This is a genomic window from Actinomadura sp. K4S16 (assembly GCF_008327685.1).
Classification (GTDB): Bacteria; Actinomycetota; Actinomycetes; order Streptosporangiales; family Streptosporangiaceae; genus Spirillospora.
Genome location: NZ_BDDE01000010.1, coordinates 1 through 26,253, shown reverse-complemented (window position 1 = coordinate 26,253; position 26,253 = coordinate 1). Strand labels below are relative to the sequence as shown.

Annotated in this window: 13 protein-coding genes; 6 read left to right on the top strand and 7 right to left on the bottom strand. The window is 68.6% G+C overall.

Annotation, left to right across the window (positions count from 1 at the left end; genetic code table 11):
• Nucleotides 1-149: 149 nt before the first annotated feature.
• From K4S16_RS00925 to K4S16_RS00900, 6 genes are all read right to left on the bottom strand, one after another.
• Entirely contained in the window at nucleotides 150-383 is a 234-nt protein-coding gene (locus tag K4S16_RS00925; protein WP_200841621.1) for a hypothetical protein, read from the bottom strand.
• A 354-nt stretch (nucleotides 384-737) separates the two neighbouring features.
• On the bottom strand, nucleotides 738-1,922 hold the full coding sequence (locus K4S16_RS00920; RefSeq protein ID WP_200841620.1) for a TIGR04053 family radical SAM/SPASM domain-containing protein: 1,185 nt from the start codon (nucleotides 1,920-1,922) through the stop codon (nucleotides 738-740).
• Nucleotides 1,919-3,331, bottom strand: a complete 1,413-nt coding sequence (locus tag K4S16_RS00915) for a nitronate monooxygenase (RefSeq protein ID WP_149256893.1) — start codon at nucleotides 3,329-3,331, stop codon at nucleotides 1,919-1,921. Before K4S16_RS00915 ends, K4S16_RS00920 begins: the two co-directional genes overlap by 4 nt.
• Nucleotides 3,332-3,453: 122 nt before the next feature.
• Complete coding sequence (locus K4S16_RS00910; protein WP_149256892.1) at nucleotides 3,454-4,425, bottom strand: Acg family FMN-binding oxidoreductase; 972 nt, start codon at nucleotides 4,423-4,425, stop codon at nucleotides 3,454-3,456.
• 485 nt (nucleotides 4,426-4,910) lie between these two features.
• On the bottom strand, nucleotides 4,911-5,198 hold the full coding sequence (locus K4S16_RS44840; protein ID WP_200841619.1) for a hypothetical protein: 288 nt from the start codon (nucleotides 5,196-5,198) through the stop codon (nucleotides 4,911-4,913).
• Complete coding sequence (locus K4S16_RS00900) at nucleotides 5,126-5,728, bottom strand: dihydrofolate reductase family protein (RefSeq protein WP_149256891.1); 603 nt, start codon at nucleotides 5,726-5,728, stop codon at nucleotides 5,126-5,128. The genes K4S16_RS44840 and K4S16_RS00900 overlap by 73 nt, the downstream gene beginning before the upstream one ends.
• A gap of 107 nt (nucleotides 5,729-5,835) precedes the next feature.
• Here K4S16_RS00900 and K4S16_RS00895 point away from each other — a divergent pair, with 107 nt between their 5' ends.
• Nucleotides 5,836-8,724, top strand: a complete 2,889-nt coding sequence (locus K4S16_RS00895; RefSeq protein ID WP_149256890.1) for an AAA family ATPase — start codon at nucleotides 5,836-5,838, stop codon at nucleotides 8,722-8,724.
• Between the two features lie 289 nt (nucleotides 8,725-9,013).
• Here the strand turns inward: K4S16_RS00895 and K4S16_RS00890 are convergent, their stop codons facing one another.
• Complete coding sequence (locus K4S16_RS00890) at nucleotides 9,014-10,042, bottom strand: hypothetical protein (RefSeq protein ID WP_149256889.1); 1,029 nt, start codon at nucleotides 10,040-10,042, stop codon at nucleotides 9,014-9,016.
• Nucleotides 10,043-10,257: 215 nt separating this feature from the next.
• Between K4S16_RS00890 and K4S16_RS00885 the strand changes: the two genes are divergently transcribed.
• From K4S16_RS00885 to K4S16_RS00865, 5 genes are all read left to right on the top strand, one after another.
• Nucleotides 10,258-10,731: a tyrosine-type recombinase/integrase gene (locus tag K4S16_RS00885; protein ID WP_149256888.1), complete on the top strand. Its 474-nt coding sequence runs from the start codon at nucleotides 10,258-10,260 to the stop codon at nucleotides 10,729-10,731.
• Nucleotides 10,732-11,425: 694 nt separating this feature from the next.
• Nucleotides 11,426-13,855, top strand: a complete 2,430-nt coding sequence (locus K4S16_RS00880) for a hypothetical protein (RefSeq protein WP_149256887.1) — start codon at nucleotides 11,426-11,428, stop codon at nucleotides 13,853-13,855.
• A 99-nt stretch (nucleotides 13,856-13,954) separates the two neighbouring features.
• A complete protein-coding gene (locus K4S16_RS00875; protein ID WP_149256886.1) occupies nucleotides 13,955-23,764 on the top strand; it encodes an RHS repeat-associated core domain-containing protein in 9,810 nt (3,269 codons plus the stop codon).
• A 93-nt stretch (nucleotides 23,765-23,857) separates the two neighbouring features.
• The gene (locus tag K4S16_RS00870) at nucleotides 23,858-24,634 is read left to right on the top strand and encodes a tetratricopeptide repeat protein (protein WP_149256885.1); all 777 of its coding nucleotides are present in this window, start codon (nucleotides 23,858-23,860) and stop codon (nucleotides 24,632-24,634) included.
• A 456-nt stretch (nucleotides 24,635-25,090) separates the two neighbouring features.
• Entirely contained in the window at nucleotides 25,091-25,378 is a 288-nt protein-coding gene (locus K4S16_RS00865; RefSeq protein ID WP_149256884.1) for a transposase family protein, read from the top strand.
• Nucleotides 25,379-26,253 lie beyond the last annotated feature (875 nt).

Sequence of the window (26,253 nt, the reverse complement as noted above, 5' to 3'; positions counted from 1 at the left end):
TCCAACATCATGGGCCGGTCACCTGCGCAGACCTCGTCTTCGGCAAGCGCAGGGAACCGCTCGTCGAGGCGGACGCGGGCGGCGAGCTGCGGATGGCCTCCTTCGGGATCGTCGGATCCCGGGGCACCCGCACCGCAGGCTCGCAGAGGTCATGAAGCCTGCTCCAGGACGTATTCGGCGACCTGGGCGTGGGTGGCGTACCAGACGCCCTGCTGCGCGTCGATGTGCTCCAGCAGTTCGCGTAGTACGGCCATGCGGGAGCGGTGGCCGATGACGTGCGGGTGCATGGTGAGCTGGAACAGCCCGCCCTCCTCGAGCGCGGCGTCGAACTCGTCGCGCCAGATCCCCGCCACGTCCCGCGGCGGCGGGCACGCCCGGAGCATGCTCGCAGCCCCGGCTGCTGTCGTCCCGCGCTCAGGCCGGTCGGGGTCGGACGTGACGATCTTTTTGTGTACGTCCGGGCGAGTAGACCTACCGGCGATGTGGCTGGTGCGGCGGATTCCGTCCTGGCGCGACCGGCTGCGTCTGATGGACGGCATCCTGCTGCGGTGCTTCGCGCAACACCATGCACCGCTCGGCCCTGGGGGAGATCGCCCGCTACGGCGTGGTGCGTCCCCATGGGCAGTGCGCGTCGGCCGTCCGCGGGAGGACCTCCTCGCCCCAATGCGGGAAATCGGCCCCCGCGCACAGCCGGTCGGCAGACCCTCGTCCCCGGTGGTCAGCGCTGTCCGCTCCTATCAAGCGATCGTCTTCAGTCCGTAGGAGGCGAGGTCGTCCTGGTAGGGGAATGAGCCGGGCCTATAGGCGCACCAGGGCTCCTCCGCGTACGGGTCGCCCGAGGTGGCCAGAGCGCGTGAGCGCGAGCCGCCGCAGATCGTCCTGAACTCGCAGGCGCCGCAGCGTCCGGTCAGGTTGCCGGGGTCGCGCAGGCCGGTGAACAGGGGAGAGGTCCGGTAGATCTCGGTCAGCCGGTCGTGGCGGACGTTGCCCGCCGGGGTGGGCAGGAAGCCGCTGGGGTGCACGGTGCCCCGGTGGGAGACGAAGACGAACCCGCGCGCGGAGTTGACGTCCATGGGTGGGCGGCGTGCCCGCCGCAGGGGGAGATCGAGTTCGGTCAGCCGCTCCAGAAGGGTCTGGTAGAGCGTCCCCAGGCCGAGAACGGCCACGTGGTCGGCACCGTGCCGCCCAAGGACCTCCCGCTGGACGGCGACGCGGCGGAAGTGGTGCGCCTCGGTGGTGCGGGCGGGGACGAAGGCGCCGGCGTCGTAGACGAAGTTGAGGACGTCTTCGACCTGGTGCGGGTCGAGCCCGGGCAGCAGCTTTCCCCGTCCGGTCGGGACGAGCAGGAACGCGCTCCAGGTAAGCGCTCCCATCTGCTGGACGATGCGGACGATCTCCGGCAGGTCGGTCAGGTTGTGCCCGGTGACGGTGGTGTTGATCTGCACTTTGAGGCCGAGGTCGAGGGCGGCCTGCCAGGCGTCCAGTGTCCAGCGGTAGACGCCGGGTGTGGCGCGGAAGGCATCGTGGATGCGCGCGTCCGAGCCGTCCAGGCTGAGAGAGATGGCTCGCGCGCCGGCCTCCCTCAGCCCGGTGAGATCGTCCTTGGTGAGCGTGGGTGTGCCGGACGGCGAGACCGCGACCGGCAGGCCGAGGCGGGTGCCGTGCCGGACGAGTTCGTACAGGTCCGGTCGCTGGAACGGGTCGCCGCCGGTGATGACGAACAGCGGCGGCGGGGACCCGAACTCGGCCACCTGGGCCATCAGGCCGCAGGCCTCGACGGTGGTGAGTTCGCCCGGATCGCGGTCGGGGCGGGCCTCGGCGCGGCAGTGCCGGCAGGCCAGCGGGCACGCCTGGGTGGCCTCCCAGATCACGATGAACGGCCGGTCGGCGGGATCTCGACGAGGGGTGCGGATCTGTTTCATGAGCTCAGCAGGTAGTCGACGGCGTCGGCGGCGGCGTAGTCGGCGCCGACCTTGTGAACGAGTCCGGGCAGGAATCCGAGATCCTGGCCGAGCGTCAGGAGGGGCGGTTCGACGTAGCCGTCCGGCCGGTGCTGTGCGAGGCCGACGTCGGCGACGAGCGCGTTGCACAGGCAGCGACGGCCGACGGTGTCTTCGAGTGTCCCGCCCTTGCGGACGTGAGTGTCAACGGGTTCGGCGGGGCATCGGTAGCCGACCGCGCCGTTCTGTTTCAGATAAGGGGTCCGCAGGTAGCTCAGGTCGCACAACCTGGGCCGCTTCTCGTAGACGTCGTCGTCGGTGAGGGTTCCCGGCAGCGTGGCGACCTTGAACGGGAACCCGGTCGGGGAGGCGTAGGGATCGTTGCGGATCCGGAGCGTGCCGTTCAGAGCCTCCTGGACCAGTCGTCGCCGCAGTGCGGGGTCGAGGCCGGAATCTCGGCTCAGCGCGAAGATGCTGCCGGCCTGGATGCCCGCGGCCCCGGCCGAGCGGGCCTCCGCCAGCGTGCCGGGCCGTGCGTATCCTCCGGCCACCCAGAACGGCAGGCCGAGCGCGCCGACCTTTTCGAGATCGATCCGGTCACGCCGCCCGTAGATCGGCTCGCCGTCGTCGTCCTGGCGCATCCGTCCGCGAGGCGGCGCGCTGTGTCCGCCCGCGATCGCCGTCTCCAGGACGAACCCGTCCGGCCGGGTGGCCGGCGTCCGGTGCAGGTACATCGCGAGGACGGACGAAGAGACGATGGCGAGCAGGCGTGGCCGAGCCCGCGCGGGGCCGGCCAGTGACCCCGGATCGAAGGTGAGGGTGCGGCCGTCGTCGGCGCTGGCGACGCTGATCGTCAGGTGGCCGGGGAAGCCGGCGGCCAGGGCGTCCAGGAGCGCGGGGATCTCGCTGGGGATGCCCGCCCCCATCAGGACGTAGTCCACTCCGGCCAGCATCGCCCCGTAAGCGGCGGCGGGGGTGGCGAGCTGGATCTTCTCCAGGTAGTTGACTCCGATCGGGCCGTCATGTCCCTGCTTGGCCAGCCAGACCTCGGCGAAGTTCCCGGCGACGGTCAGTTCGTCGCGGATCCTGTTCGGGTTCAGGCCGAGTTTCGGTACGGGCCGGAAACGCTGACCCGGCTCGATCCCACCCGGAACGTAGTAGCGCCGCAGGATCCGCTCGGTCACGTCCGGCAGCGGGAAGGAGGCGAGCGCCCGGCGCAGGTGGCCGCCCTCGTCTCCGGCCTGGAGCCCGCGTGCCAGCAGGGCGTCCAGTGCCACTCCGGAGACCACGCCGAGCTGACCCGTCCGGGCCACGGCGCGTGCCAGCCGCCATCCCGACACGCCCGCGCCCATGCCGCCCTGGATGATGAGAGGGGAAGGACGCTCAGACATCACGGTCCCGAGCCGTCCGGTGCTCGGTGCGGAACACCTCGGTGAATTCGTCCACGACGGTCATGGTCCGCCTTTCTGGATCGTGAGTTTCGGGTCGTGCGGGTCTTCGGGTGCCGTGGCGGTCAGATGCGGGTCAGGACTTCGGGGAACGGCCGGCGCGGCGTGCCGGGGACCGGCGGCCCGTACCCGAACCGGATGATCGCCTGGATGTGGCCATGCGATGCCGGGGCCGTGGCGGTGGACGCCCCAACGCGCATGTCCAGGGGCTGGGACAGCAACGAGGCCGACACCCCGTGCCGCTCGGCGGTCAGCAGAACCCGCTGCAACGCCTGCCCGGCCCGCAGCCAGTCCGCCGGGCCATCGCCCTTCGTGAGCAGCACGCCGAGCTGCGGCCGGGCGGTGAAGTGCTCGGCCTTCCGCCCGGGCACCGGCCCGGCCAGGCCGAAGTCCCGCATGGGGACACCGCGCCCGCTCGGGCGCGGCCCGAAGGCGTACCGGGGGACGCCGTCCCCGCAGGCGCGGTCCGGCGTCCACCGGGCCAGCTCGGCGACATACTCGTCAGCGGAGGCAAGCCGCTCGTCCGCGGCGGCGACGAGGCTGAGCAGGTATGCCGTGGTCTGCGGGCCCGGCAGGGCCAGCGCCGCTCCCTCGGTCCGCACGGCGGACATCAGTTCCCGGCGGACCGGCTGCGGCACCAGGCGCTTGCTGAACGGGTGCCGGTTGGTGCGCCGATGCGGAATCGCCGCGTACAGTTCCGCCTGCTCCAGCGAGGGCATGGGCGCGTCCACGGCCCGGACGGACGCCAGCAGCGTCGCCCGGCCTAGAGCCTCCGGGAAGAACTCGATCTGCGGCCGGTGGCCGGTCATGCGGATCGCCAGCCGCAGATTCAGCAGGGCGGCCCCGCAACTGATGTGCAGGGCCTGGCCGCGCGGGTCGATCACGGTCAACCTGCGGTCGAGGTCGGCGTGCAGTTCCATGGCCGCCGCGCCGTTGAGCCGGAAGCGCCACGGTTGGGTGTTGTGCACCGACGGAGCCGCGATCGCCGCCGTCACCAGGCGCCGGACCCCCGCGTGCGTCGCAAAGGGGTGAGGCATGGGCCCTCCTCCACATGCTGCCGCTGTCAGCGCCACACTTCCGGTCATTCGACAGGGCGTCCCAGGGACGAAGGTCCCACCGTGCGGGGACCAAAGCCCGCACGCCGAGGTCATCACCGCCGCGGGCCCGCGGAGCCTCTGGCGGACGGCAGCGCCGCACCGTGTCCGGTGAACAGGACGCCCAGACCACCGGCAGCAGGGTGACCTGCCACGCCTGATAGGCCGACATCAACGACGCCCGCAGCATCTCGCCGGTGAAGGTGGTCCGCTGGAGGTCGGCCGGCTTCTCGTCGTCGCTGCCATCCGCCCTCACCGCCTCCGGCACGGCGCCGATCTGCGCACAGGTGCGGCCCGCGGTCGTTCCGACGAGATTCTTCTCGCAGGGCCGCCCTCTGGAGCAGAGGCCCTGACGCGCCGGTGAGCCCACCCGGCGGCACCTGACCCGTCCTACGCGAGGTGCGGGCCGGGTGCCGCCGGGTCCGTCGTCAGCGGGGGTTGGCGGAGCGCCAGGCGACGTAGTCGGCGACCGCCCTGGCGACGTCGAACCCCGGCGTGGAACCGGTGTCGCCTGTGAGCCGGGCGATGGCGAGGTAGGGGTCCTCGCGGGGGCCGTTCCGCCGTCCGGGCCGCAGGTCGAGCCGCGGACCGGGCGGGAACGCCTCCAGGGCGCCCGCGAACTCGCCGCTGCGTTCGAGGCGGTTCAGCGCTCGGCCCGGTCGTAGCGGAGGCAGATCGCGCCGCTCTCGGTGACCTGGCTGGAGGCCAGCGTCCACGACGCGGACAGGCCGTCGGGGAACAGCCGCGCGCCGCCGCCGACGAGTTCGGGGCACAGCGTGATGCTCAGCCGATCCACCTCCCCTGCCTGAAGGAGGCTGCGGATGACGCTGGAGCTGGCCAGGACGATGATGTCGCCGCCCTCCTGCTCGCGCAGTTGCTTGACCGCCGTGACGGGGTCGGTGCCGGCGATCCGCGCGTTGTCCCAGGCGGCCTCCGTGAGCGTGGTGGAGAAGACGACCTTCTCGACCTGGTTGAGCCAGCGGGAGAACTCCCGGTCCCGCGGGTCGGCGCTCTCGTCGTCGGCGACGGCGGGCCAGAACCCGGCGAAGCCCTCGAAGTTCTTGCGGCCGAGCAGGGCGGTGGTGGCCGTGCCGGTGACCGTCACCATGTGGTCGCGGGACGCGGACGACATGGCGTGGGGGACGATCCAGCTCATGTCGTACTCGCCGCCGGGGCCGTTCACGCGGCCGTCCAGGGACAGCGTGATGTTGGCGGTGACGGTGCGGCGGGCGTTCTGTCCGGTCATCGAACGGTTCCTTTCGGTCGGGGGCGATACCCCTTCACAGTGGCGGCATCGATGGCAGGCTGTCGTCGTCAGAGTTGGTGACATCCGGTCCGGGCTTGGAGGGGGCGATGACCGGTTCTGTCGTCAGCCCCGTGCTGGTCGGACGGGACGACGAGATCGCCGTGCTGCGGGCGGCCTACGAGCGGTCCCGGGCGGGCCGCCCCTCGACGGTCCTGGTCGGCGGGGAAGCGGGCATCGGCAAGTCGCGGCTGGTCGCCACGGCGATGGGGGAGTTGCCCGGTGTTCCGCTGGTGTTGTCCGGCGGATGCCTGGAACTCGGCTCGGAGGGCGCCCCGTACGTACCGTTCGTCGCCGTACTGCGCGATCTGGTGCGCCGCCTCGGCCGCGACCGGGTGGCGGCGCTGCTTCCGCCGGGCGGGACCGCGCTCGGCGACCTGCTGCCCGACCTGGGCCCGGCGCCCGCGCGGTACGGACCGGCCAGGCTGCTGGAGGAGATGCTGACGCTGCTGGCCCGGGCGGCGGAGGCACGGCCCGTCGTCGTGCTGGTCGAGGACCTCCACTGGGCGGACGCGTCGAGCCGGGAGCTCTTCGCCTACCTGGCCCGCAACCTGACGGGCGCCGCGGTGCTGCTGCTCGGCACCGTCCGAACCGGCGAACTGGCCGCCCGGCACCCGAACTCGCGGATGCTGGCCGAGCTGGGCCGCGGCGGCGCGGTGTCGCGCATCGACCTCGGCCCGCTGGAGCACCGGCACGTCACCGCGCTCCTGGCGGCCGTGGACGGGCGGCCGCCCGACCCGGCGCGCAGCGTCCGGGTCTACCGGCGCAGCGGCGGGAACCCGCTGTTCGTCGAGGCGCTGAGCGCCGCGGGCGAGACGCCGCCGGGCGACCTGCGTACGCTCCTGCTCACCCGGGTCACCGACCTGCCGGACCTGGCCCGCGAGGCGCTGGAGGCCCTGGCGGTGGCGGGGGCCGAACTGGACGACGAACTCGTCCGCGCGGTCGCCGGCGGTCCCGCCCGCGAGCTCGGGGACGCCCTCGGCGACCTGACCGCGCGGGAGTTGGTGGTGGCGCGGGAGAACGGGTACGCGATCCGCCACGACCTCCTCCGCGAGGCGGTGTACGACGCGTTACCGCCGCCCCGGCGGCGGCGCATGCACGCCCGTTACGCCGCCGCTCTCGCCGACCGCGCCGCGTCCGCCGATCCTGCCGCGAGCGCCACCGCCCTGGCCCAGCACTGGACGGCGGCGGGCGAGTTCGAGAGGGCGCTGCCCGCCGCATGGCGCGCGGCCGGCCGCGCCGGCGGCCAGAACGCCTACGACGAGCAGCTCCACCAGCTGGAACTCGTCCTGGACCACTGGCCGAAGGTGCCAGAGCCGGTCGAGACCATCGGCGTCGACCGGACGGTCGTGCTGGAAAGCGCGGCCACGGCGGCGTTCAACGCGGGCAGGTCGGCCGCCGGCGTGGCGTACGGCACCGCGGCGCTGGACGAGGTGGACCCGGCGGTGGAACCGGAGCGGGCGGCCCGGCTGCTCGGCCTGCGCGGCCGGTTGCAGAGCCGCATCGACGGCGGGGGACGCGACGACCTTCGCCGGGCGGTCGCGCTGGCGCCGCCCGAGGCGTCGCAGGACTTGCGCGCACGGCTGCTGTCGGCCCTGGCGTTCGTGGAGTTCATGGCGCTCGACCTCGACGACTGCCAGGGGCACGCCGCGCAGGCCCTGGACATCGCCGACCGCATCGGCGACGACGCCCTGCGCGCGCCCGCCCTGCTGGTGCTGGGCGCGCTCCACGGCACGCGCGGCGACCTGGACTCCGCGGCCGACGCCTTCGCCGAGGCCCGCCGCGCCGCCGATGCGGCCGGTGACGCGCACACATTCCTGACCACGTTCCAGTGGGAGTCGACCTTCCTGAGCGACAGCGGGCGGTACGAAGAGGCCGTCGAACTCGCCCGCACCGGAGAGTCGGCCGCCGAACGGCTCGGCCAGGCCCGGTCCCGCGGCAGCATGCTCGCCCACGCCCGCTGTGTCCCCTTGCTGTTCCTGGGGCGCTGGGATGAAGCCCTGCGCGTCGTCGACGAGGCCCTCGCCCTGGCGCCGCCCCCGCTCTACGCGGCGTTCCTGCGCCTGATCGCCGCCGACATCGCGCTGCGGCGCGGTCAGACCGAGCCGGCCGGGACGCTCCTGCGCCAGATCACCGAGTTCGCCGTGCACACCGTCGGCGCGGCGGAGGCGAAGTCCTGGCTGACCCTGCTGCGCATCGCCCGCGCGCTCGACGAGGACGACCCCGACGCGGCGGACCACATCGTGGGCGAGCACCTGGTGACGGCGCCCGACGCCTGGCCGCCGCAGGAGACGGCACGGCTCGCGGTGCTCGGCGCACGCGCGCAGCGGGCCCGGCGCGCGGCCGCGCCGCGGAACCGGCGGGTCCAGGCCGAGACCGCGGACCGGCTCGCGGACCTCGCCCGCATGCTCGGCTCGGTGCGCACCACCACACCGGTGATCGATGCCGTCCGCCTCACCTTCCGCGCGCTGACGGAGAGCGGCGAACTGGCCGCCTGGGACGAGGCGGCCGCGGCCTGGCGCGACCTCGGCAACCGCCACGAGACCGCCGTGGTGCTGGCGGAGGCCGCGGCCGTCGCGCTCGCGTCGAACAACCGGCCGGGCGCCCGGTCCCGATTGCGCGAGGCACGCGCCCTCGCCGCCGACCTGGGCGCCGCGCCGCTGCGGGCGCGCATCGACGACCTCGCGGCCCGCGGCCGCCTCACCGCCGCCGAGAGCGGCACGTCCGACCGCGCCTTCGGCCTGACCCCTCGCGAACTCGACGTCCTGCGCCTCCTAGCGGGCGGACGGACGAACCATCAGATCGCCACGGAGCTCTTCATCTCCGCCAACACCGTCGCCACCCACGTGACCAGGATCCTCACCAAGCTCGGCGCCGCGTCCCGCACCCAGGCAGCCGCCAAGGCCCGCGAGTCCGGCCTCCTGGAAGGCCCGCCCTGATGAGGAGCGTTAAGCGAAGGACGCGTTCGCCGTTCCGCGCGGGAATCCGCGTCGGCCAGGCGATATCGCCTCCCGGGCCGACGGGCGTCCGGGCGCCGCCTGCCGAGGACGTCCACCGCAATCATGAACCCGCCCACCCCATGCGCTCACGGCGCGCAGCCTGCCCTCAACCCGACCTTCGAGTGCGCACGACGCACCGGCTAGTTGTACTGCCCTGAGAGGTTGGCGACGCGGGCGGTTGGGGCGCCCAGCGCGGTGTGTCCTCGGTGATGGCCCCACTCAGGGGCCGTTAGGAGCCGTTGAGGGCCGCCGGGTCGTCCTCTCCTTGCCTTCCGACTCCCCAGATGCCGCCGGGCACGGCGGCCAGGTCGTACACCGCGGTCCCGGCCGGGATCGTCACGGGCTCCCATTGGCCGCCGCTGTAGCGGTACGGGGGCTTCTCCGGCGGCGCGGACGCCTCCGGCGCGACCCAGGGGTTCCCGGACGCGTCCACGGTCAGGTCGCCGAGGTCGGGGTACCCCGCCGGGGGCGCGATGTAGCTCCATGCGGTGCCGTTCCAGTGCGCCAAACGCTTGGCCGTGATCCCCCAGACGTCGTTCGCGGTGACCGGGACGACCTTGCGGAACCAGTCGTTGACCTCGGGCAGCGGGACGTTCTTCCAGACCGCGCCGTCGAAGTGCGCGGCGGCGGGCACCTGCTGCAGGCCGTCCTTGTAGCCGACCGCCCATGCGTCGGACGCGGTGAGCGCCTGGAGGTCGGCGACGTAGTCGATCCCGGGCACGTCGACGGCGGTCCAGGTGTCGCCGGTGCGCTTGAACAGCCCGTTCCCGCCCAGCTCCCAGGCGCTGGTGAAGCTGCCCGCCGGGCCGGTGGCGAGCATGGTGATGTACCTGGCCGGAGCCGCGACCTTTTGGAACGCCGAGCCGTCGAAGCGTGCCACGTAGGTGCTCGAACCCCCGCCGGCGCCGAGTCCGCCGGCGATCCAGGTCTCGCCCGCGCCCGAGGCGATTCGCGCGATCTCGCCCTGGCCCGTCCAGCCGTTGAGCGGATACTCCTGCCACGACGAGCCCGCCCAGCGCCGCACGACCGGGTTCCCGTCGTTGTACACGGGGCACAGATCACCCCAGCGCAGGCAGTACTTGCCCTGCACGCCGCCGACCCAGACCCCGCCCGCGCCGTCGGCGGTGACGTCGTAGAGCCGCGCCGTCGGCCACAGGAAGGGCAGGGAGACCGTACGCAACTCGGGGGCGGCCGCGAGGGCGGGTGCGGGAAGAGACGCGATGACGACGGCGATGGCGGTCGCAACGGCACGTTTCATGCGAGCACTATCCAACGAACTCCAAAAAAACACTAGTGTCTACTGGTGCTGATGGCCCATTCGGATGTGGACAAGGCAGCGGCGCGCTCGCTGACCTGCGGGCCGCCGACGTCGACGAGTAGATCGACGGGCTCTCCAGCACGCTCTCGCCCCGGAGCCAGAGGCTGGTGCACGCAATCTTCAAGTGCGCGCTCCGACAGGAGCAGACGCGCGACATGGTCATGCCGAACGTGGCCGATCTGGTCAAAACACCCAAGGGTACGACCGGCCGAGCCGGGTCCTCACCCTCGAACAAGCCCAGGCCGGTGCTGGAAGCGCCTCAGCCACCGCGACTGCACGCCTACGTCGACATCACACGCGCCAGGCCTCCGAACGACTCAAAGCGGGGGGCGTGGCACGACAGCGGGCTGGTGTTCTGCTTGACGACCGGAAAGCCGCTGGACGCCGCGAGCGTGCGGCGGGAGCCTCCGGCGAATCACCAAGAAGGCGGGGATCGGGAGACCTGGTCGCCGCGCGAACTGCGTCACTCGTTCATATCGATCACGAGTGACGGCGGAGTGCCCATCGAGGCGATCGCCGACCTGTGCGGGCATTCCTCTCCAGCGGTCACCGGGAAGGTCTACCGGCACCAGCTCAAGCCGTCGATCACCCGGGCCGATGCGGTGTTCGGTCCGGGCAAGTCGGCGTAGGCCGGATGGTGGTGGCTCCCCTTTTGGCTCCCCATCGACCTTCAAGATCGAAAAAGGGTTCCGGAATGATCTCCGAAGCCCTTCTGACCTGGTCCTTCTCTGTCGGGACAGCGGGATTTGAACCCACGGCCCTTGACCCCCAGGCACAGAAGACCAGTCGATCAAGGTCGATGGAAGTCGATCGGGGGTCCTCTCACCTGCGAAAACGGTCGGGGGAGTCGTGGCGGGTCCAGAGGAGTCCGACCACGGTGGCTCCCGATCGGCTCCCTGCGGCCCCATGCTCGGAGGGGCAGTAGGGGCTCCGATGCGAGCCAAGGAAGCGCTTGACGGTGATAGGGGTGGGTCATTCGTCATTGCACTTGGCCAACACTTCGATCCCTTTATTCTGTAGGTCCGTAAATATACTTTGTGATAGCCGAAACCCTCCTGTCGTAATGCCCGACGTTCGTCGGCGACTCCAGGTTGACACTTTTCTTGTGATCAAATTTATGCAGATAGTGATGGCCGTTGAGTTGCGCGGCTCGGTGACGGTGTGGGAGTGGTCCTGCTGCCAGCGCGATCACGCCGGTGCTCGCCGATCCGCCTGTCGATTAGAGCGAGCTGGGGCATGCCCGCAGGCCGGGCTCTGGCCACCTCCGGCCTGTGATCTTGTCAGAGTGCACTGCCTGGACGATCTTGTTGGCGAAGCATCTACGTGACGGCGCGGATCCTGTTTCGCGGTCACCTGACGAAAGGCCAGGGCTTGCAGGGCATCGGCGTTCGCGTCCGTTTCGCTGTCTTAATTGCTGCCGTACTGAGTATGGTCACCCTGATTTCCTCGATCGATCTGACGCCGGCTTCGGCGGCGAAGAGGAATCTCCCGCTGGAGAGCCAAACCGTTCCCGATGCACCCGTTGGGGCTGGTCAGTGGTACAAGGTGCGTGGCCAACTGGTGAACGGAAGTGACATCGCCGCAGGTGCAACCTTGACCGTGAAGGTCGCGGGGGTGGCGGGACTCCCGTCTTCCGGAGTCGCTGCCGTGGCGATCAATATAGCGGCGAAGGGTACGAGCGGTGACGGTACCGGGCAACTGATCGCCTACCCGTCGGGTGTAACGATCCAAGACAACACCGCAATCCGGTTCCGAAAGTCGATCTATAATCAGAATCTGCTGTTCCTGAAAGTCGGAGCCGACGGCAGCATCAAGCTGAAGAACGACTCGTCCAATGTGGTACGGGTCTATGCCGACGCGCACGGGTATACGACGGCATTGCCAGGGTCTACGCCTGGGTACACTCTCGTACCGCTCAAGCCGGCGCGTATCGGTCAGGTAAGCGTGCCTGCCAATGGCTACGCCCTGGTTTCTCCGCTCGGAAAGGCCGGTGTCCCATCGGGAGGAGTTTCGGATGTGCTCTTCACGATGTCAGGCAAAAGCAGCGCCACGGGAAAACTCACCGTCTACGAATCCGGCGGAACCCTGCCGGGTGACACCAATCTGGACTACGGTCTGAGCCTGCTGGTTCAGAACCAGGTGATCGGTCACCTGGGCGCTGACGGCAAGTTCAAGATCCAGAACACGGGCACCAGTGCAATCACGGTCTCTCTGGACGCCGCGGGCTACCTCGCCAAACCCTCGGCGGCGGTCACAGGATCGGCGACATTGCCCATCACGCCCTATCGGCTCGTCAACGATGTGACGGTCCCTGCGGGAGGCACACATACTGTGGCACCCCTCGGAGTCGGCGGCGTCCCGGCGTCCGGAGTTTCGGGTGTCTACCTGAACATCACCAATGTTTACAATCAGGGGAGTGGCGTAATCCGGGTCTACCCGTCCGGCACTGCTGCGTCGGAGACCCACACAGTGACCTTCCAGGAGGCGATGGCGTACAGCGGCGCCCTGCCGGCCAAGGTCGGCGCCGATGGCAAGGTCACGGTTCTCAATGCGAGCTCCTCAGCGGTGCGTCTGTGGGTCGATCAGTTCGCATACTTCAAATTGCCTGCTACGGGGTGTACCGGTGCCGCAGCGCCGGCTACGTCGGCGGTGAAGGCGGCGGCGGACCCGGAGCCGTACCACCCGACGACGGTGGTGCAGGCATCGCCTTCAGCTGTGGGGTCGCTAGGTCTGTTGGAGCTCGCCTACTCCGACGGCATCGGGCGGCTGATGCACGGGCAGGCCGATCCGAGTGCGCTGGGATCGATCCAGTGGACGCCAATCCATGGGCAGGAGGGCTACTACGGGCAACCGGCCCTGGGAGAGCAGGCTGACGGGCGGCTCAACGTCTTGGCGCACAACCTCAGCGGTGATGTCTGGTCGCGGACGCAGGTGACAAAGGAGCCTGCGGCCTGGGGCGACTGGATCGATGTGCACAAGCCGATGGGTTCCACTGTCACGTCCGCGCGGCAGGATGACACACTGGTCGCCTTCGCGGTCGATGGCTCCGGTTCCTTGTGGGCCCTGCCACAGTACGGCCCGAACGACCCCTATCAGGACTGGATCGACCTGGGGGTCTCCGGTGTTTCGACCGCCACCGCGCCGATCGCGGTTCCGGTGGCGGACGGTCTGCGGCTCTTCTTCCTGGACGCCGCCGGCGCGTGGCACACGGCCCTGTACGCGCGCGGCACCGTCTCGGGATGTGCCTCCTTGAGCGAACCGGGCTTCTCGGGAAACGCGTCTGTGGTCACCTATCCGGGCAGCCGGTTGCGGATCTTCGTCCGTGGCACCGACGGGCACATCTTGACCAAGATGCAGGATGGGTCCGGGAGCTTCCCGCAGACCTGGGAGCAGGTCGGTGACCTGGTGGCGGCGGGTTCGCCGTCCGCGGTGCTGAGCCCGGGAAGCGGCAAGACCGAAGTGGTCGTGCGCGGTACCGACGACCGCATCCACAGCACCGGTGAGACGATCCAGGGCTCCGGCCAATGGCGCGCATGGGTCGAGGCGCAGCCGGACTACGACACCTCGGTCCCGGCGACGGATCCGACGGCATTCGCCTACTCCGCGACGAACGGGCCCACATGGTCGTTCGTGTTCCGCACCGCCAACCAGGAATCGCGGTTCTACAAGCCGGACGGCGAGACCACCGCCCTGGCCAAGACGTCTCCGACCTTCCAAGGTCGCGCGCTGCCCAAACCTCCGGCGGCCCGCTGATTCACCGCGGGGCCGTCCACCAAGGACGGCCCCGCACCCCGACGATTCTCGATCGCGACCACGGGCGCGTCCTGGACGCGCCGTGCCCGGGAGTGGAACATGGTGCGGCCGAACCGGCTGATCAGAGGTGGACGCGGGCGGCGGGGCGGGCGGCATTCGGCGCTGTTCCGGGCCGTCGCGGTGGTCCTCGTCCTGATGCTCGTCGCGACCTTGGACAGCAGTGGGATCAGCGCGCTGTCGGCATGGCGCGACCTTCCGGATCCGCACGGTCCCAAGCAGGCATGGGGCTCGGCGAAGGGGCGCGGCGGAGACATCTCCGTGGCCGGGCGCAACCGGACGCAGCCCAGGTCTCTGCGGTCTCGCTACCCGCTGAACACCTTGAAGAAGCCGACCAGGCCGCCGCGGAACAGTGCGAGCGTGGTGGCGCCGCTGGCACCCGACCCCGAGAAGGTGTCGGGCTATGACGCGAAGACGAGCCGGGAGCTCCCCGAGCGCCGCGACGCGCACGCCCGCACCTACGTCAACACCGACGGCACCGAGTCCACCGAGGTCTCGCCGCGGCCGATCAACTACCGGCGTCCGGACGGCTCGTGGGCGCCGATCGACACGCGGGTCCTCCCGGTCGGTGCGGCGTCCAAGTCCGGCGGCGCACCGCCAGCACAGGGCTGGCGAAACGCCGCCGACTCGATCGATGTCAGGCTCGCGCCCGCGGCCGATGCCGCCACGGTGGTGCGGTTGGGACTGGGCGGGGGACAGGAGATCGGTTACTCGCTGCAGGGTGCCGCCGCCGTGGCGGGCCGTGCGGGAGAGCGCGGAGTCACCTACCCGGGGGTCCGACCGGATACCGACCTGAAGCTCGACATCGGCTCCGGCTCGGTGAAGGAGACTCTGGTACTCCGGTCGAGCAAAGCGCCCGGCACCTTCGTCTTCCCTCTGTCGCTCAAGGGACTGTCGGCGCGCGTCGAAAACGGCCAGGTCCTGTTCACCGATGCGACCGGACGGACGAAAGCCGTGGTTCCCGCCGGCTCCATGACCGATTCGGCGGCAAAGCCGGCAACGTCAAGCAAGGTGTCCTACAGCCTGGTCACAACGGGCGGGGTTCCCGCTCTGAAAGTGACCGCCGACCCGCAATGGCTGTCCGATCCCGCACGGGTCTTCCCCGTCGACCTCGACCCCAGTGTCGAGATCAGCGGCGGAACCACGAGCCTGACCGTCGACAGCGACGGCCAGACCGGCGGCGGCCAGGTACTGACGATCGGTGCGCATTCGGCGGCCTATCTCGGCTTTCCCGGACTGAGCGACAAACTGAAGTACCACAAGATCTTCGGTGCGACGCTGTGGATGCTCAACTACGACTCGGCGACCTGCCGGTCCCGTCCCGTCAGCGTCCGGCCGGTCACCGAGGCCTGGGCGGGCCAGTCCGGACTGAAGTATCCGGGCCCCTCGGTAGGCGCTGCGCTGGCGCGCGAGTCGTTCTCCTACGGCCACATCGAGTTGGGCGCAACCAAGTCCAAATGCCCGTTCAAACCCGTGACCTTCAATCTGGGCAAGGGCGGCCGCGACCTGATCCAGCGGTGGGTGAACGGCACGCAGCCGAACTACGGGCTTTCGGTACGCGACGAATCGTCCGACGACCTCGGTGCCAAGAGGTTCACAGGCCATGACACCGTGAACCCGCCCCGCCTGATCGTGACGCACAGCCCCTACAACGCGTCCTACGCGATCACGGATCCGGTGCCGAACCCGCCGGTCACCCAGGCGCAGAGCGGCAAGGTCAAGGTCACGGTCACCAACACCGGCTCCGAGACGTGGACGCCCAGCACCTATTACCTCGGCTACCGGGTGTACGACGACAAGGGCAAGCTCGTCACGCAGCAGCGTTCCGCGAGCCTGCCCGGCAACGTGGCGCGGGGCGGCAAGGCGACCCTGGACGCCGTCATCAAGCCGTTGCCACCCGGCACCTACTCCATCGACTTCACGATGGTCCACACGGGCGGTCCGGTCTTCACCGACGAGCAGGTCCCGCCGATCCGGTTGCGCATCAGGATCATCGACATCGCGCCCGTGCTGCAGGAACTGTATCCGCTGAACGGATACCAGGCCCCGACCCTGAACCCGCAACTGTGGGCGACGGCGGTCGACCTGGACGCGCCGCCCGGATCGTCGCTCAGCTACAAGTACGAGATCTGCGAAAAGGCAGCCGACGACAACCCGATCAACTGCTTCGATTCCGGCTACGTCCCCACCTACGCCTGGACGGTCCCGGACGGGAAGCTCTCCTGGAACAAGACGTACCTGTGGCGGGTGTTCGTCAAGGACGCCGGCAACGAGGTGCCATCACCACGGGTGATGCTGCAGACCGTCGTTCCGCAGCCTGAGATCACCGCGCAGATGGCGCAGGGACAGGAGCACGAGTTCGAACCGTCCTCCGGCAACTACTCCACCTCGGTGACCGACGCCAGCGTCACCACGGTCGGTCCGGAGCTCAGCGTCGAACGCACCTACAACAGCCTCGACCCGCGCCGCGCCTCGCCGTTCGGAGCAGGCTGGACGACCCGGTTCGACATGCGGCTGACCGAGGACGGGGACGGCTCGGGCAACGTCGTCATCGACTACCCGGACGGCCAGCAGGTCCGCTTCGGCAAGAACCCGGACGGGACGTACGCTCCGCCGCTGGGACGACAGGCCACCCTCACGGTCGAGCCGGGCAAATGGAAGTTGACCGACAAGGCCGGCACCGTCTTCGAATTCGTCAACGGCCGCCTCACCTCCATCACCGACGCGGCCAAGCGCGCCGTCACGCTCACCTACGATCCGAACACGGGCAAACTGGCGCGCGCCACCGCCACCGGCAACCGGACGCTCACCTTCACCTGGTCGGGTGCCCATGTCACGTCCGTCAGCACCGCCCCCGTCGACGGCAAGGCGTTGACGTGGAACTACACCTACACCGGGGATCTGCTCACCAAGGTCTGCGGGCCCGCGTCGCGCTGCACGACCTATGACTACACGCCCGGCTCGCACTACCGCACCACCGTGCTGGACGATCGCCCCGACTCCTACTGGCGGCTCGGCGAGAAGGAGGGGGTCGGCGCCTCCAGCCAGGTGGCGGTCAACCTCGGCAAGGACGGCGGAACCTACAAGAACGTCACCCTCCAGGACGCCGGAGCCCTCGCCGGCACCGACAACACCGCCGCCGCGTTCAACGGGTCGTCCTCCCAACTGGACCTGCCGGCAGGGACGGTCAAGAAGAGCAGGGACCTGGCCGTCGAGGTCTGGTTCAAGAACAAGTCGACCGGCTCAGGCGGCCCGCTGATCGGCTACCAGGACAAACCCCTGGCAGAGACCTCCACCGTCGGCGTCCCGGCCCTCTACACCGGCACCGACGGGAAGCTGCACGGCCAGTTCTGGAGCGGCGGGACGATCTCGCCGATGTCCTCCACCAAGATCGTCAACGACGGCAAGTGGCACCACGCGGTGCTTTCGGCGATGGGCTCCACTCAGACGCTCTACGTTGACGGGCAGCAGGTCGCCACCCTCACCGGCCAGACACCGAACCACCTGGCCCTCACCCAGAACCAGATCGGCGCCGCGTTCGCGTCCACGCCCGCGTCCTGGCCCGGATGGGGCAGCACCCAGCGCCGCTTCTACAACGGCACCATCGACGAAGCCGCGATCTACCACCACCCCCTGGGCCCGGCGCAGGTCGCCGCGCACTACGCGAACGGCCTCACCGCCGCCGACCAGCTCTCCAAGGTCATGCTGCCCAGCGGCAAGACCGCGGCCGAGATCGACTACGACACCGACCAGGACCGGGTCGGGGAGTACACCGACGGCAACGGCGGCACCTGGAAGATCAAGACCCCGACCGTCTACGGCGGCGCCACCGACCTGCGCCGCGCGGTCGAGGTCCGCGACCCCGCCGACCGCCCCTACCTGTACGAGACCGACGCGCTGACCGGACAGATGATCCGCGTCGGCATCCCGATGGGCCTGGACGTCCGGGACGAGGACAAGCCGCAACCCGCCACGCCCACGGCGACCCCGTCCCCGACCCCCACCTACGTGTGCACCACGCCCGACCCCGGCGACCCCGCCTTCTGCACCGACCTGCCCGGCAACACCGGCGGCGTCCCCGACTGGATGGGCACCACGCTCGCCGGAATGGGCATCCGGACGTTCGAGTACGACGACCAGGGCCACCCGACGACCATCACCAACGAGAACGGCGACTCGGTCAAGCTCACGTACGACGCCCGCGGCAACATTCTCACCCGCACCACCTGCCGGACCAAGGACGTCTGCTACACCGCCCGCTACACATTCCCCACGGTCACCAACCCGTCCGACCCCCGCAACGACCTGCCGATCGAGTACCGAGACGGCCGCTCCACCAGCGCCACCGACAACCGGTACAAGACCAGCTACACCTACACCACCACGGGCGATCTCCAGGTACAGACCAATCCGCAGGGCGGCGGACAGGTCAAATACACCTTCACCACCGGAATCGAATCCGCGGTCGGCGGCGGGACCATGCCGAGCGCCCTCGTCCTGACCGAGACCGACCCGCGCGGAGCCGTCACCCGCTACGCCTACACCAGCGCGGGAGACCTGGCCCAAGTGACGGACCCGTCGGGACTCGTCACCAAGTACACCTACGACGCCATCGGACGCCTGAAGTCGGACACCGAGATCTCCGACAGCGTCCCGGCCGGTGCCGCCACCTACTACGGCTACGACGACTGGTCCAACCTGACCAGCGTCACCGAACCCGCCACCACCAACGCCGTCACCGGCGCGGCGCAACAGCAGCGCACCGACTACACCTACGACACCGACGGCAACCTGACCAGGACCCAGGTCTCCAACGCCGCGGGCAGCGACGAACCACGCGTCACCACCTACGACTACGACGACCACAACCTCATCGAACGCGTCACCGACGCCCACGACCACGAAACCGGCTACGACCACGACCGGTTCGGCAACCTCACCGCCCTCGTGGACGCCGCCGGCAACCGCTTCGAGTACGCCTACACCGCCCGCAACATGCTCGCCGAAGTCCGGCTCCGCGACTTCGACGGCGACCCCGAAGGCGCCCCGGACCTGGGCGACCACCTCGTCGTCGAGGCCCGCGCCTACGACTACGCCGGACGCCTGGCCGCCACCACCGACGCCATGGGCCGCCGCACCGAGTACACCTACTACGGCGACGACCTGCCCAAGTCGACCATCCTGAAGAACTTCCGCAACCCGGACGGCACCAAGCGCGACTTCGTCCTGTCGAGCTACGAGTACGACGGGGCCGGGAACGCCACCAAACTCGTCACCGGCAACGGAAAGAACACCGTCCAGAACGTCTACGACAACGTCGGACGTGTGGAGAGCTCCACGCTCGACCCCGGCGGAATCGCCCGGCGCATCGCCTACCAGTACGACGCCGGCGGCAACATCACCCAGGAGACCAGTACCGGCGCCCCGTCCAACGTGCCGTGGTCGACCCCGGTCAGCAACGAGACGACCACCTACGCCTACGACACCCCAGGCCGCGTCAAGAGCCAGACCGTCAGCGACGGCAGCACCGCGCACATCACGTCCTTCACCTACGACCAGCGGGACCTGCTCACCTCGGTGACCGACCCCCGCGGCAACGCGGACGGCGCAGACAAGCCCGCCTTCACCACCACATACCGCTACGACGAGATCGGACGACAGACCGCCGTCACGTCCCCGCCCGTCGCAGCCGAGTCCGGCGGCAACGCCCCGTCCACCACCAGGCCCGAGACCACGACGGGCTTCGACGCCTTCGACGAACCCACCGAGTCCAAGGACCCGCTCGGCAACATCACCCGCACCGAGTACGACCGCCTCGGGCAACCGGTCAAGGAGATCGCGCCGCCCTACACCCCGCCGGGGTCAACGGTCCCGCTGACACCCACCACCACGACGTACTACGACCCCCTCGGCCAAGTCGAAAAGGTCGTGGACCCCCGCCAGAACGAAACCCGCTACACCTACGACCGCCTAGGACGCGTCCACACGCTCGACGAGCCAGGCGAGACCAACGACGACCGGTCGAAAACGCAATACACCTACACCCGCACCGGCGAAATCCTCTCCACCACCGACCCCAGCGGCGCCCGCACCGAAGCCACCTACGACGACCTTGGCCGCGCCTCCACCGCCACCGAACTCGAACGGAACCCCACACCGGCCGCCTACACCACCCACTACACCTACGACGACTCGGGAAACCTCCTCACCACAACCTCCCCGACCGGCGCCAAGAGCACCGCCACCTACGACAGCGCGAACCAGCTCACCAAGGCGACAGACGCGGCGGGCACATCCACCCAGTTCGGCTACGACGGCCTCGGACGGCAGATCCGCACGAGCGACGGCCTCGGCCGCACCGAAAGGCTCGGATACGACACTTTCGGGCGCCTCGCCAGGAGCAGCGACCTCAAGCCCGACGGCACAGAGGCCCGCCACACCTCCTACGAGTACGACCTCGCCGGCAACCTCACCGGCCTCACCGACCCGCTGAACCACACCAGAACGCTCGACTACGACGCCCTCAACCGACTGGTCAAGCAGACCGAACCGGTCACCGACACCAAGTCGATCACCACGACCTTCGGCTACGACGCAGCCGGAAACCGCACCCGCTTCACCGACGGCCGCGGCAACGCCACCGTCTACACCGTCAACTCGCTCGGCCTTCCCGAGTCCATCATCGAGCCGTCCACCAGCGCGCACCCGGAACCGGTACAGCGCACCTGGACCAGCGCCTACGACGCCGCCGGCAACCCGGTCAAGACCACCGCCCCCGGCGGGGTCGTCCGCGAACGCGCCTTCGACGCCGCCGGACGCCTCCGCACCGAGTCCGGCTCCGGAACCACCGCGCCGACCAGCGGGCGGACCCTCGACTACGACCCGGCCGGAAGACTCACCAAGGTCAACGCCGCCTCCGGCACCGACACCTACGGCTACGACGACCGCGGCCTGCTCACCTCCGCCGAAGGCCCCTCAGGAACAGCGTCCTGGACCTACAACGGCGACGGCCAGCCGACGGTACGTTCCGACGCCGCCGGTACCGCGAACTTCGGCTACCTGAACGGACGCCTGAAGACCGTCCAAGACGGCCTCACCGGCACCGTCCAGACCCTCGGCTACAACGCCGCCGGACAACCCGACCAGATCGACTACGGCGCGGGACGAATCCGAGCCGCCGACTACGACGACCTCGGAAGAATCACCGGCGACACCCTCAAAAACGACCAAGGCTCCATCGTCGCCTCGGTCTCCTACACCTACGACGACAACGACCAGACCACCAGCAAGACCACCGCCGGCACCGCCGGAGCCGCCGAGCAGACCTACGGCTACGACCAAGCAGGCCGCCTCACCTCCTGGAGCCACGGCGGCGACACGACCCACTACGAATGGGACGACTCCGGCAACCGCACCAAGGCCGGCGACGTCGAGGCGACCTTCGACCAACGCAATCGCCGCCTCACCAACGGCTCGACCACCTACACCTATACGCCTCGGGGGACCCTCGCCACTGAATCCACCTCAGGCGGGCCGACGACCACGTACGACTTCGACGCCTTCGACCGCCTCACCACCTCCGGCGGCACCACCTACACCTACGACGGCCTCGACCGCCCCGCCACACGCAACGACACCCCCTTCACCTACGCGGGCCTGGGAACCGACCCCGTCGCCGACGGCGGCAAACGCTACGCCCGCGGCCCGTCCGACGAACCCATAGCGACGACACAGGGCCTGAGCACCCGCATCACCCTGTCCGACAAGCACGACGACGTCTTCGGCACGTTCGACCCGAGCAAGCCGCTCACCACCCTCACCGACTCGGTCGCCTACGACCCCTTCGGCAACACCACCGCGACCACCGGTACAAGACCGGGCATCGGCTACCAGGGCGACTGGACCGACCCCGAGACCGGCCAGATCAACATGGGCGCCCGCTGGTACGACCCGTCCAGCGGCTCTTTCACCACCCGCGACACTGCGACACTGGATCCGGCAGACGGCGCTATCAACGCGAATCGCTACACCTACGCCAACGGCGACCCGTTGAACACCATCGATCCGACCGGGCATTGGGGCATCCCGCTCGGAGGCCTCGGGCGCCGCATCGCCAGGACCGTTAAGAAGATCGCCAGAATCTTCCGTCCCGGCCCTGAAACGGTGATCCTTAGGCCGGACCGGGGAAAGCCGAATGAAAACTGGTGCGCGAACCGTTGTGCCGGACCTCCAAACGACATATCCGGATGGAGCGGAGGCGGTGGAAGCGGCGGTGGCGGTGGCGGCAGACCAGGGGGAAGAGGCTACAGCCCCTCCTATGCGGGTCCCAGCCGAGCAGAGTTGGAAGCGGCACGTCGTCGGGCCCAGAAAGCCCGCACCGACAAGGCAAAGCGCCGCGCAAGCCGCAAAGCCCAGCGCAATGCGATCCCGGTTCCTCAGAAGCTTCGTGGTCCTGACTATGCCGTACCTGGTGACCGTAGCGGCGCCCTCCCGGGGCGGGCCCCCGGTAGAACTTCCGGGACCAAGAACGTAGTCAATGACAACACCGCCAAACAACGTAACATGCGTCGCCAAGCCATTGCCGTAAGCGGCGATCCTGTCGCGAACCAGGGGCCGGCGGCCCTGATTCCGGTTGAAGGAATGGGTGCGCCGTTCGTCCCAGGGAGCGGTACCGGTGGGGCAAGTGGCTCGGCTGGATCCGGATCTAGCCGCCGGAGTGCTGGAGGGAATGGCGCGTTCTCCTGGACCGGGGCGCTGCGACAGGCCAACGAGTTCATGGCGGGCTTGCTGACGGGCGTCATGGAATTGACACCTCTCGGCCCCATCCTGATGATTCCGGGCGTGAAGGAGTCCCTTGCCGGAGCAGCAGGATTCGATGCGAAATCCGGCTCGTTCAAGGCGGGCGGTTATGTCGTGGAGGCGGTCAGCCTCCTCGCCGGCGGCGGGGGCGGAGCGGCCAGGGTCGCTGGTGAAAAGGGCGTGGTCGAGGGCGGAGGCTTCCTTCTCAAGGGCGTTCGGGCGTGCACCGGGAACAGCTTCGTCGCCGGAACCGGTGTCCTGATGGCCGACGGCAGCCGCAAACCGATCGAAGATGTCAAGACCGGCGACAAGGTTGAGGCCACCGACCCAGAAACGGGCAAGAGCAAGCCCAAGCGCGTCACGGGCATAATCCGAGGCCACGGCGAAAAAATCCTGGTCAAGATCACCGTCGACAGCAACGGCAAGCGCGGTGTCGAGACCGGCACCGTAACGGCCACCGAGGGCCACCCCTTCTGGGTCAGGAACGATCACAAGTGGATCGTGGCCGCCGACCTCAAGCCAGGCATGTGGCTCCGCACCAGTGCTGGCACCCACGTCCAGATCACCGCGACCAAAACGTGGAACGAGCACAAAAAGGTATACAACCTCAGCGTCGAGACCGACCACACATACTATGTGGAGGCTGGTGACACACCGGTTCTCGTCCACAACGCAGCGAAGCCGAAGCTATGCTTTCCAGAGTTCGACGAGGGAAAGACAGCTGCGCATGCTGGCGGCGTATTCACACTGAGTGGGTATGCCGATGACGTGCCGACTGGCTTCGTGCGACCTAGTCTTGAGGAGATTGCGAAGGTTCAAGAATCCATCGGCAAGGCTCGTGTCCCATTCTTCATGGACAATAGTGCTGGCGATGGTGCCTATTATTTGTCACATGCTGAGAAGCAGGCGGCTGTCTTGCGTCCAGGAGCTGAAGTGACGGTTACGCGGCGAATGTGCGACGATTGCTTCCAGTTTTTCACTGACTTGGCTCGGGCCACTAAAAAGCAACACACTGTGATTGATCCAAGTGGACCCTATTTGTTTAAGCCATAGCGACCAGAAGATCTGATACACTGGCCACCCCGATGCTGTCGGGGTGGCCAGTGCATCTATGTGATAGTCGCATCACTGCAGGAGCGTAGTATTGTGAATAAAGATATAGTCGCCCTTTGTGAAGAGATTCTTGTGCGCGTCAAGAGTGGGGATCAAGTCGCGCGAAAAAGAATGTCCGAAATATTTCCGGACTTGCAGAAAATGGCAGATTCTGGACGTGCGGATGCACAGGCGTTGGTAGGGGGATTGGCGCTTGAATATATTAGAGATCTAGATGCCGCAGCCTACTATTTTCGGCTAGCGGCAGAGGCGGCGAACCCTGCCGGTCAGCGAGGGCTTGGGCATATGATGGCAAACGGAATGGGGATGAAACGGGATATTGAAGGCGCGGTTAAATTGTTCGATGCCGCCGCCAATGCCGGTGACTCTATTGCGGCCTTCAATCTGGGGAGCATCTTGCTGAAAGGGATCGGTGTCGCTCCTGATGAGATCAGAGCAATAACACTGTTGAAGGATGCTTCAACGGCCGGCGTTCCCGCCGCTGCCGCTCTTCTGGCTGATTGGTATGCAGACCATGAAGAGTACGAAAAAGCGAAGCTATTCTATCTTGATGCGGCAGCGGGGGGCATGACCAATGCCATGCTGACTCTCGGTGAATGGTATGCCGAAGGGATTGGTGGCGAGGTCGACAGGATTGAGGCCGTGCGGTGGTTGCTGAAGCCAATCGACTTCGGTGATGGCGATGGTGTACATGACGCGATTCAGATCGCTCGGGCAATGACAGACGCTGAGATTCGCGAGGCTGCAACGAGAGCTGGGCGTGAGGCAGATGCAGATGCGCTTATTAATACGGTAAGGAGTTCAGGCTGACTTTGAGGTTGCGGTGATGCGGCTGACAGGAATCGGGTGTATTTGTTGGCCTGCTACGAGCCCCTGGTTGAGGAGTGCGGCTTCACCGACAGCTATCAGCGGGTGAAGCTGTACCTGTAGGAGGCCCAGCCGCGGATCGCCGGGGAGCTAGGGTTAGCTCCCCGGGAGCTGGTGGGGCCTGCACCGCCGGTTCGAGGCGGTGTCGGCCGCCCAGGCCCAAGTCGACCGGGGGAGTGGGCGGCGTCTTGGCGCATATGGGCGTGCCGAAGGTCTACTCGTTCCACATGGTGCTGTTGTAGTCGCGGGACTCGTTCTGCTGCTTCACCACCAGCCAGGGCCTGGGCACCTTCTGGGCGTGTCATCGGCGGGCGTTCGAACAATTTGGCGGGTGTCCGGCGCGATCCTTTATGCCCGGACCAAGACCGTGGTGCGCCGGCACGTCGCAGCGGCAGGGTGGTGCCGCTGAATCCCGAGGCGGTCGCGTTCGCCGGTCACTACGACTTCACCATCGACGTCCTGGCCGCCTACCGTCCGACCGGCAAGGGCTGTGTCGAGCGGCAGGTCACCATCGTCCGCGACCATGTAGTGGCCGGCGGGTCGTTCTCCTGCCTGGACGAACTGGACAAGGTTCCTGACGTGGGTGCCGCGGCGGCGCCGCACCGTCCACCGCACCCACGGTGCGGTGATCGAGGTCCGAGCCCCCGCGACCACGCCGCGCTGCGGCTGGCTCCGGTCCACTGGTGAGCGACCGGCATCTGCGGCACGTTCACAAGGTCTTCCAGGTTGCCTTGAGAGGCCAATCTCTATTCCGTCCCGCCCCCAAGATGTTCCCCCGGCAGCTGGTGGAGGTTCGGGCGTCGGCGGCCACCGTCAGCCTGCACGCCACCATCCCCGATGAGACCGGGAGGCCGCCTGGCCCGTCGGCTGGAAGGACGCAGCGCGGTGGGCATCGACCGGCCCTGATCTTATGGGTGCTACACGCCGGGTTGGAGTTGCCGAAGTCTCCTGCTGCCCCGCCAGCGCGCTGTTGCCCGGCCCGCACGAGGAGGCCACCTATGGTGTTCTGTCCCGGACCGTTGGGAGTGCTGGTGGCTGGCGGGCTCGCGATTCGTCGGCGAATGGACGATCAACAGCGCCCTGTCCTGCAGCCCGATGTGCAACGGCCGCGCCGGGCCGCGGTCCCCACCCGCCACGGTGCGCGCCGAGGAACGAATTGCCAGCTTCGCCCGCCGATACGGTGAACTTTTGCGAAGCAGTCGGGGACGCCGAGCGGCACGGTCGCGACCTGCGCACCCCCTCCGTCTCGGCCAGCTGTCGTGTTCGGTACCCAGTACCGGGAGGTATCGCGGTTCGTCAGGGTGCCCTGTTCCGCCACAGCATCCACCCGGCCCGCACGGGCGCCAGGCCCGCGACCGTTACCCCCGCCCGACTGGACGAATGCGCCATGCGGCTGCTGATCGCGCTGCGGCTGGTGTGCGGGGGCTAGGTCACGCTGGGCCGTCACCTGAAGATGCAGCAACCTCGGCGATTTCAATGCCGCTCCGGGATGCAGAGTCGATCGCAGTTGGATTCAGGGCCCCGACTTGGACCGCGCGACGATTCTGTGGAGCACTGAGCCT